The sequence below is a fragment of the Clostridium sp. Marseille-QA1073 genome, assembly GCF_054863625.1.
In genome coordinates this window covers 67,698-78,492 of the sequence record NZ_JBSVQM010000014.1, presented here as the reverse complement: position 1 = coordinate 78,492, position 10,795 = coordinate 67,698, and the positions used below count along the sequence as shown (strand labels likewise).

Annotated in this window: 5 protein-coding genes; all 5 read right to left on the bottom strand. The window is 26.2% G+C overall.

Going from position 1 to position 10,795, the window contains the following annotated elements; translation table 11 throughout:
- Positions 1-55: 55 nt before the first annotated feature.
- The 5 genes from ACY1IQ_RS13420 to ACY1IQ_RS13400 all read right to left on the bottom strand — a co-directional run bounded on the left by ACY1IQ_RS13420 (position 56) and on the right by ACY1IQ_RS13400 (position 10,486).
- Positions 56-6,412: an amino acid adenylation domain-containing protein gene (locus ACY1IQ_RS13420; protein WP_461614420.1), complete on the bottom strand. Its 6,357-nt coding sequence runs from the start codon at positions 6,410-6,412 to the stop codon at positions 56-58.
- 792 nt (positions 6,413-7,204) lie between these two features.
- Complete coding sequence (locus ACY1IQ_RS13415; RefSeq protein ID WP_461614419.1) at positions 7,205-7,948, bottom strand: TIGR03943 family putative permease subunit; 744 nt, start codon at positions 7,946-7,948, stop codon at positions 7,205-7,207.
- The gene (locus ACY1IQ_RS13410; protein ID WP_461614418.1) at positions 7,949-8,863 is read right to left on the bottom strand and encodes a permease; all 915 of its coding nucleotides are present in this window, start codon (positions 8,861-8,863) and stop codon (positions 7,949-7,951) included.
- 25 nt (positions 8,864-8,888) lie between these two features.
- On the bottom strand, positions 8,889-9,521 hold the full coding sequence (locus ACY1IQ_RS13405) for a GTP-binding protein (RefSeq protein WP_461614417.1): 633 nt from the start codon (positions 9,519-9,521) through the stop codon (positions 8,889-8,891).
- An 11-nt stretch (positions 9,522-9,532) separates the two neighbouring features.
- The gene (locus ACY1IQ_RS13400) at positions 9,533-10,486 is read right to left on the bottom strand and encodes a CobW family GTP-binding protein (protein WP_461614416.1); all 954 of its coding nucleotides are present in this window, start codon (positions 10,484-10,486) and stop codon (positions 9,533-9,535) included.
- Positions 10,487-10,795: the final 309 nt, after the last annotated feature.

The following is a 10,795-nucleotide window of genomic DNA, read 5'->3' as shown; positions in this document are numbered from 1 at the left end:
TATTATACTCATGCTGACTAGTTATTTTTCAATATGCTTGAATAAATTTAAATAATTATAATATTAAGCTCAGTACATTATCATCATCTAAATCTTCTATTTCATTTAACAATTCTTCTAATTTCAAAAGATCAGTTTCATTTGTTAATATTGATGTTTCTTTGTTTTCTATATTCACAATGTAATCAGCAAGACCTTTAATAGTAGCATCTTTAAATATTTCTTTTAATGAAATCTCTATAGTTAATTCTTTCCATATTCTATTTACAAGAGATGTAGCTTTTAAGGAATGTCCTCCTATTTCAAAAAAGTTATCATTTATTCCTATCTGATCAACATTTAATATATCTTCCCATATTTCCACTAATTTTTCTTCAATTTCATTCCTTGGCGCTTCATACTCTATTCCTGTATTTATTTCACCTTCTAGTTCTGGTAATCTCTTTCTATCTATTTTTCCATTTGATGTTAAAGGCATTGTTTCTAATTGCACGAAATATGATGGTATCATATATTCTGGTAGCTCTTTTAAAAGATATTCTCTTAAATCTTTAACATTAAATTTCACCGTTCCTACTATATAAGCACAAATATATTTATTACCTCCACCATCTTCTTTAGCTATTACTACTGCTTCTTTTATTCTTTCATTTTTTAGAAGTTGCGATTCTATCTCACCAAGTTCTATTCTAAATCCTCTTATCTTCACTTGATGGTCTATTCTTCCTAAAAATTCTATATTTCCATCCTCTAGCCACCTTACTAAATCACCGGTTCTATAAACTCTTTCTCCCTTTATAAAAGGGTTAGCTATAAATTTTTCTTTAGTAAGTTCTTTATTATTTATATATCCTCTAGCTAATCCGTCACCGCCTACATATAGTTCTCCATAAACTCCTACCGGCTGTAATCTTCTATGTTTATTTAATACATAACATGTAGAATTAGCTATTGGTTTTCCTATAGGAATGCTTTCCTCATAGTCTTTATTGATATGAAAACATGTAGAAAATGTAGTGTTTTCTGTTGGTCCATAACCATTTATAATATTTAATTTCTTATTTCTATTTCTCACATTGTTTATATGTTTAGTGGATAATACATCTCCTCCTACCAATAAATATTCTAATTTTTCAAATATTTCTGATTTTTCTTTTGATATTTGATTAAATAATGGTGATGTTAACCACATAGTACTTATTTTATTCTTTTGAATAAATTGTTCTAATTTTTTTATACTCATAAGCACATCATTATTAATTAAATACAATGGCAATCCATTGAGTAATGCTCCCCAAATTTCAAAGGTTGAAGCATCAAATGCTATTGCGCCTGTTTGCAATACTTTATGATTTCTTTTAAACTTTATATAGTTAGTATTTTTTACAAGCCTTACTACATTTTTCTGCTCTACTGCAACTCCTTTTGGTTGTCCAGTACTGCCTGATGTATATATTATATAAGCTAAATCTTCCGGCTTATTTATATTTGGTAAGTTAGGTAATTCCTCAACAGAATTTATTAAATTTTCTATATCTATTATTTCTCCACTAAAATCTATTCCATCTACAAAACAACTTTTACTTAGTAACACTTTTGCATTACTATCATTTATAATGTGCTTTATTCTGTGCTGAGGATACTCTGTGTCTATAGGCAAATACGCTCCTCCAGCTTTTAATATTCCTAATATTCCAATTATCATTTCTAAGGATTTTTCCACCATTATTCCTACTACTGTATCTGCTTTTACACCTTTATCCCTTAATACTTTTGCTAAATAATTTGATTTTTTATTTAATTCACTATAGGTTAACTGTTTATCTTCATATACTATTGCTATATTGTTAGGTACATTTTTTACCTGTCCTTCAAATAACTCATGTATTGTTTTGTCTTTTGGATATTTAGTCTTTGTATTATTAAAACCATAAATTAACTGTTTTTTCTCTTCCAGTGATAAAATCTCTATTTCTGATAACTTTATTTCTACATTATTTGTTACCTCTTTTAGTATATTTATATAATGTTTTGATAATCTTTCTATAGTTCCCCTTTTAAAGAGCTTTGTACAATACTCTAAGCTAAAAATTATTTTATCCTTTAATTCAATAGCGCTTAATGTAATATCAAACTTGGATATTTTATTTTCAAATTCATATGGGCTAAATTTTAATCCTTCAATTTCTATATTCCCTATATCAATATTTTGGAGTGTAAACATCACATCAAATAATGGATTCTTGCTAAGATCTCGAGCTATATCTAAATTGCTAATTAACTCTTCAAATTGATAATCTTGATTTTCATATGCTTCTAATGCTGTTTTTTTAACTGCTTCTAAGAATTCTCTAAAACTTTTTTCTCCTTTAGGATAATTCCTCATTGCAACAGTGTTTACAAACATTCCTATTATATTGTCTAAATCAGAATGTCTTCTACCAGCCACTGGTGTTCCTACAACTATATCTTCCTGGCCTGTATATTTAGATAACAATACATTATAAGCTCCTAATAATACCATATATAAGGTTGTCCCTGTTCTAGCTGCAAGTTTATTTATCTCTTCTACTAATTCCTTTTCTATTTCAAAATTTACTGCATCACCCTCAAAACTTCTTACAGTAGGCCTTGTATAATCTGTTGGCATATTTAATGCAGGTATTTCATCATTAAATTTGTTTAACCAATATTCTTTTTGTTTTTCAACGATTTTAGTTTCTAATATGTTATTTTGCCAATGTGAAAAATCTTTATATTGTATCCTAAACTCTGGCAATTTCTTCTCTTCATATAGGCTAATAAACTCTTTTATAAATATTCTCATTGATATTCCATCTGATATTATATGGTGAGCATCCATCATAAATAAATGCTTATTTTTTGATAGTTTTATCAGTTCTACTCTTAATAGTGGTGCTTTGCTAAGATCAAATGGCTGTATAAATTTCTCTATTTTATTTTTTATTCTATTTTCTCTTAATTCATCATAGATTATTTTAAAATCTACCTCTTCATATACTTTTTGTACTGGTTCCCCTTCTATTAACTCAAAAGCTGTTCTAAAAGATTCATGTCTTTTTACAAGTTCTTTTATTGTTTTTTCAAATTGGCTAATATTTAATTTACCTTCTATTGTCATTATCATTGGTATGTTATAGCTTACCCCTACGTCTTCAATTTGATTTAGTATATACATTCTCTTTTGTGCTGAAGATAATGCATAATGCTCACTTTCTTCCACATTTTCTATTGACGAATGTATACCTTTTTCTAAATTCCTTATATATTTTCCAAGGCTTTTTATAGTAGTGTTTCTAAATATTTCTCCCAAAGAAATTTCTACATTTAACTCTTTACATATTTTATTTACAAGAGATGTAGCTTTTAAAGAATGTCCTCCTATTTCAAAGAAGTTATCATTTATTCCTACATGCTCAACATTTAATATATCTTCCCATATTTCTACTAGTTTCTTTTCAATTTCATCCCTTGCTCCTTCATACTCTACTCCTGTGTCTATTTCACCTTCTGGTTCTGGTAATCTCTTTTTATCTATTTTTCCATTTGGTGTTAATGGCATTGATTCTAACTGTACGAAATATGATGGTATCATATATTCTGGTAACTCTTTTAAAAGATATTCTCTTAACTCTTTAACAGTAAAATTTACCGTTCCTATTATATAAGCACAAATATATTTATTACCTTCTTCATCTTCTTTAGCTATAACTACCGATTCTTTTACTTTCTCATTTTTTAAAAGTTTCGATTCTATCTCTCCTAGTTCTATTCTAAATCCTCTAATTTTTACCTGATGATCTATTCTTCCTAGAAATTCTATATTTCCATCCGGCAGCCATCTCGCTAAATCACCAGTTTTATAAATTCGCTCTCCCTTTATAAAAGGGTTAGCTATAAATTTTTCTTTAGTAAGCTCTTCGTTATTTATATATCCCCTAGCTAATCCGTCACCACCTACATATAATTCTCCGTAAACTCCTATAGGCTGTAATCTCTCATATTTATTTAGAACATAGCATGTAGAATTAGCTATTGGTTTTCCTATAGGAATGCTTTTCTCATAGTCTTTATTAATATGAAAGCATGTAGAAAATGTAGTATTTTCTGTTGGTCCATAACCATTTATAATATTTAATTTCTTATTTTTACTTCTCACATTATTTATATGTTTAGCTGATAATACATCTCCTCCTACCAAAAGATATTCTAGATTTTCAAAGATTTCTGGTTTTTCTTTTGATATTTGATTAAATAATGGCGACGTTAACCACATAATGCTTATTTTATTCTTTTGAATATATTGTTCTAACTTTTTTGCGTTCATAAGTATGTCGTTACTAATTAAATGCAATGGCAATCCATTGAGTAATGCTCCCCAAATTTCAAAGGTTGAAGCATCAAATACTATTGCTCCTGTTTGTAATATTCTATGATTTTCTTTAAATTTAATATAATCAGTATTATTTACAAGCCTTACTACATTTTTCTGTTCTACTGCAACTCCTTTTGGTTGTCCAGTACTACCTGATGTATACATTACATAAGCTAAATCTTCTGGCTTATTTATATTTGGCAAATTAGGTAGTCCCTCAATAGAATTTATTACACTTTCAAATTCTATTATCTCTCCACTAAAATTTATATCCTTTATAAAATAATTTTTAGTTAATATTATATTTACATTACTATCATTTATAATGTGCTTTACCCTCTTATTAGGATATTGTGGATCTATAGGTAAATAAGCTCCTCCTGCTTTTAATATTCCTAATATTCCAATTATCATTTCTAAGGATTTTTCTACCATTATTCCCACTATTGTATCTACTTTTACGCCCTTATCCCTTAATAATTTTGCTAGATAATTTGATTTTTCATTTAATTCATTATAGGTTAACTGATTATCTTTATATACTACTGCTATATTGTTAGGCGTATTTTTCACCTGTTCTTCAAACAGTTCATGTATTGTTTTATTTTTTAGATATTCAGTTTTTGTATTATTAAAATCATATAAAACTTTTCTTTTTTCATCCTTTGTAATAATATCTATATCACAAAGACGATTATAAGGATTATTACCAAGTTGATACAATAAGTTTTCAAAGTGTGAAATAACACTATCAATAGGAAAACTCTCATCAAATACTTTAAGCTGATAATCAAAACCTATATTTATATCTTTCTCATCTCCAAAATCACTCACAAAAATCGTTAGTGCATTTCTTTCGCATCTATTCGCAAGTAGCTTGTACTCTGTTTCATAGTCAGAAAACTTTTGAGAATAATCATGCTTTAGATAAGAAAGTACTACATCAAATAAGTTTTTCTCATAACCATTATTGCTATAGACTTCTCTAACTATATGTCCTAAAGGAAATTGCTCATGTTTATAACTTTCAACTAATTCTTTTTTTATATTTACAACAAAATCTATAAATTTTAAATTATTATCAATTTCTATCTTTAATGGTAATAAGTTAACAAAAAGTCCTACTGTAGATTTATGTTTATCACTTCTTCTATTTAATACTGGTACACCAATTATAAGTTCTTCTTTGTCATAAACTCTTGAAAAATAAGTAAACATTGTTCCTAAAATAAAATGAAAAGCAGAACAATTATTTTCCTTACTAATTTTTATTATTTTATTATAAGCTGAACGTTTTATAGTTAGTGTTTTCCTAGAACTTACTATATAGTTATTTATATCATCCTCTGTATCTATTTTTTCCTTGATAAGAGGATCTGGTAATACTTCTAACTTTTTCTTCCAATAAATCTTATCTCTCTCATACTCTTTAGAATCTAAATATTCTTTATCTTTTAGTATTAAATTTTTATAGCAACATAAATTATCTCCCTCTGGAAGATTTCCTTTTATAAGACTGTTATATATTTTCATAACTCTTTTGTTTATAAGAGAGATTGTCCATCCATCAGCGATTAGATGATGGATTTTTGTAAACCAATAATATAAATTTGTATTAACTTTTATTAATTCAAATTGAAAAAGAATATTATTATTTAGATCAAAAGGCTTTGTCATTTCTGATTGTAGCCACTGTAGAGCATACTCCTCTGAGTTCTCTTTTTTCGAAAAATCATGAAAAGGTACAGTATAATTTAATTTTGATAAAAACTTTTGAGTAGGTTCTGCATTAACTTCATTAATCATTATTCTTAGTGCATCATTTTCTTCTATTAATATATTTATGGATTTCTGGAAGATATCTAAATCTATCTTTCCCTTTATTTCCATATATCCTCCAATGTTGTAAAGTGCATTCTTAGGATATATTTGCTGCTTTATCCAAATATCTTGTTGATATGGTGTAAGTGAGTATTCATGTAATTTACTTGTAAAGCCATCTACATTTAGTAACATAAAATCCCTCTTTCTTATTTTTTTAGTTTACTATAAAGCTTATCAAAACTAGTATTTTCAATAATAATTAAAGTTTTTATGCATATATTTTTTCTATTCATACCTAGGTATTGAAATTTATATTTTTATCATAGCAATCCAATTAATTATACATGCCATAAGGTTATAAAAACTTACAGTTTCTAGTTGTTATTATACAAATATAAAATGTAATATATTGTAGTTTTTAGTAAACTGTTACCATTATTAACAAATTGTTAACAATTGTTAACGCTTAAAATCTTATTTTTTATATTTTAATTATTATGAACAAATGAAATTTACTAGGTTTTATTTATTTTTTAAACTTCAAAAATGAATATTAAAAATTAATAATATTCATTAATCTTTAATTATTTTTAATATTAATATAGTAGACCAAATTAAAAACCAACTTAAACTTATTTATTAAGCTTAAGCTGGTTTTTGTATGAAAATTAGTTCAGTATTAAGTTTAGTTATTAATTATAAAAAATCATTTCTACATATATCTTGAAATTATGACTTTAGTTATTTTCAGCTTTTTGATGCTTCATTAATGAAGTTAAAGTTATACCTATTGCTCCAATTATAGTTCCCCAAAATACTATTAAAAATAAAATAGCACTACTTTCCACAAAAACTACCTTCAAATTACTAAAATATAAATTTTAATCTGGAAAACAAAATATTTTTACTAATATATGCTAATCATATCTAAATATTTAATATTTTTTAAAGGTATTTAAATAAAAATAAGCCTTAATTTAAGACTTATTTAGGATAAACATATTCAACTATAGGTTTTTCAACTTTTTCTATTAAAGTTATCTTTAATAATGGTGAATTAAATATCTCATCATCATCTTTACTTATAATGTTATGAATAGTAGCTTCAACTCTTACCCAACTATCCTTTTGTAACTCATCAGCCTTATCATAGTCACATAATATACCATAAATTTCTGCATCTGCTGCACAGCAATTCATCACTGGCCTAGACAATAGAAATTGTTGATTTTCAAAGCTAACATTCTTATAGACAAAGCCCTCCACTACTATTTTTCTTCCTTCATAATAATCTAAATTATTAGCAATCTCCTCAAAAGTTCTCACAAAGTTTTTTTCATCAATTTCAATTTTCCCTTTTAAATCAGTATTTTGTAAACTATTAAAAGAAGAGTATTCGCTATTATTACCCTTAAAATATTTATATCCTTTTAAATTTGCCATATTGCTATTTATTGTATCAGTTTTTACTAAAGGTATGGATATTAATAAAATGATAAATAAGAGATAAGAGTATTTTATCTTCTCATTTTTTTCTATAGTAAATATTTTTTTAAATTGAAAAAAATTTAGAATTATAAGAGCTACTAATGCAAAATACATATATTTAACCATGTTAGGATGGATAAAACTAAAAATTCTCTTAGTATATATCAAATTTGCCAAAGATAAGCTGAGAGATAATAAAATCAAAAACCAAATTAATTCATTTAAATTGAACTTTTTCATTTATACCATCCTTCCTGCAATAAAAATATTTACTAGACACCCACTAACAAAACATACTGCAAAAATTAATAAGAGAAGTTTTATAATAAATCCTTTCTTAAAACCACTACTTAACATAAATACATTTTTTATGTCTATCATAGGTCCTAAAATTAAAAATACTACAATAGAGCCTAGAGAGAATTGATTTATAAAACTACTTGCTATAAAAGCATCTGCTTCCGAGCAGAGGGAAATTATAAAAGCAAAAGCTCCCATTGCAATTATAGATAAAATATTGTTTTCACCAACCATTAATAAATAATCTCTAGGTATAGAACTTTGAAAAGCTGCTGATATTAATGCTCCAATTATAAGCATTCCACCTATATTGCGCAATTCAGCTGAACAATGATTTAATATATTTGATATTTTACTATTATTATAAAATATATAATCATTGCATCCACAGCTACAGTAATAACTAGTGTCATTATCCTTTATAACTTTATCTTTATCTATCAAACCCTCTATTAACAATCCTATAGTTATAGCTACTAAAAATCCTATTCCCCCTCTTAACAGTACCATATAAGGCATGTCTTTAAATGCATAATAAGTAGAAGTAAGCACTATAGGATTTACAATGGGTGCAGCTAACATAAAAGTTATAGCTATATTAAATGGTACACCTTTTTTAATTAGTCCTCTAGTAATTGGAACAGTAGCACATTCACATAGTGGAAAAATAATTCCTAATAAAGCTGCAATTAGTGTTCCTAAAAGTTTATTTTTAGGAATTATTCTTTTTATTGTATCTTCCGAAATATAAATTTGAATTATTGCTGCTATAAAAGAACCTAATATTATAAAGGGTAATCCTTCTAAAACTATGCTTATAAATATTGTAAAAAATATATCTTTATTATTTATCATCTCTTACTCCTTATAGATTTTGGAACTAATAGCCTTTATTCTTTAAAAATAAGGATATTTTTTTAGTGATTCCTCTATCCAATTTACTAAAATTCTCTAATTCTTTTTTAATATTCTCACTTTTATTAACTGGCAGTATAAATCCATGATTATTTATTTTTTCTATGGTAGTTAGCAATTTATTCTTTTCATCCTCATCTAATTCTCCTATATTATTAACAATTACTAGGTTTGACCTTTCCAAAGTTGGAACGATAATTCCTTCCATATTGTACAAGTATAATAAAAAGTTTTTACCATCTATTATATTGAATATAGTGGTAACGCTACTTATTTTAGAAAGCTTTCTAGAATTCAATTTTCCAATTAAAGAACTTATATTCTCCATGCTATTATGTTCAATTATTATTCTATACGGTTTAAACCCTTTAATATATTTTATTAGTAGTTCTTCCTTTAAATCATCAAACTCTATTTGTCTTATCCTTAAATTTTTATTTTTTAAGAACTCTTCCTTAACAGCACTATTACCTTTTTCACATTGAATTACTATTACTTTTTCACTACTCATTAAGGTACTACAAAGCAGTGCATTTATAAAACTAGTTTTCCCTGACGAAATAAAGCCCGTTACTATTTCAATATTGGTTTTTAACATATTTTCACCTACTAAAGTTTAAATAGTTTTTTTAAGTTTTCTTTTTTTAAATTAGCTCCTATAATACATAACCTCCCTGAAAAATCCGGAGTAGTATTTCTAATCTGTAATTCTTCAGGTACATAATCAAATTGAATCCACTTACTATTTTCAAGTTCTAAAATTCCTTTAGCTCTTAATACTTGTCCATAGTTTTCATTATCTAATTTTTTTAATAAACTCAATAACTCACTTTTTTTAAACTTCTTTGCAGTTACAGTTCCAAAACTTTCAAAGGTATTATAAGCTGAATGGATAGTTTTATTTATAGTTTTTATGTCTTTTGCTGGTTTAGTAATTAAATCTATTTCTTTTAACTTGTTCTCAATAGCATTTTCACTAATTTCAACTATTCTTTCTCCTCTTAATTTATCCCACGGTGTAGTTATTATGGTAGCTTTTGGATTAATAGTGCTTATACCTTTTAATATTGAGTTTATTAGGTTTTCTTCCGCTTGACCTGTTCTACTTAAAACTAAAGTTTTCCCATTTTGAATCTGATCTTTATATATCTTTCCAAAGTTTTCTACATACATTTTATATTTAAATACATCAATTACAGTTATAACCATATTTAGTTTTGTAATATTCTTTAATTCCTTAGAATTAATTATCGAAATTATTTCTGAAAGCTTGCCTACTCCTGATGGTTCAATTATTACCCTCTCTGGATTAAATTTGCTACAAACTTCTACAAGTGCCTTTTTAAAATCTCCTGATATACTACAACAGATACATCCTGCATTTATTTCTTTAACTTCAATATTAGCTTTTCTTAATATAGCTCCATCAATTCCAACTTCACCAAACTCATTTTCAATAATCACTATTTTTTCTTTATATAAACTCTCACTAACTAACTTTTTAATTAACATAGTCTTTCCTGCACCTAAAAAACCTGAAAATATATCTACTTTTACAGCCATTTATTTCTCTCCTCATATAAAAATTATCTTAGATATCTAAAATAAAATAACAAGTTAAAAATGCTTCTGTATTTTTTATCTCATAAACCATTAATCTTTACTACTAGTGGCCCTATTGTATTTTCTGATAAAAGAGTATATATAGATAAACTAACCTGTTAGATTATTTTTTAAGATACCTTATATTAAAATATATATTTATTTATGGGAATCTATACCTTTTATTTGTAAAGTTTCTCCTTCCTTTTCCAAAGAAAATATAAATGTGAAATCACTTTCCAAAATATAACTATTTTATTAAAGTTATTG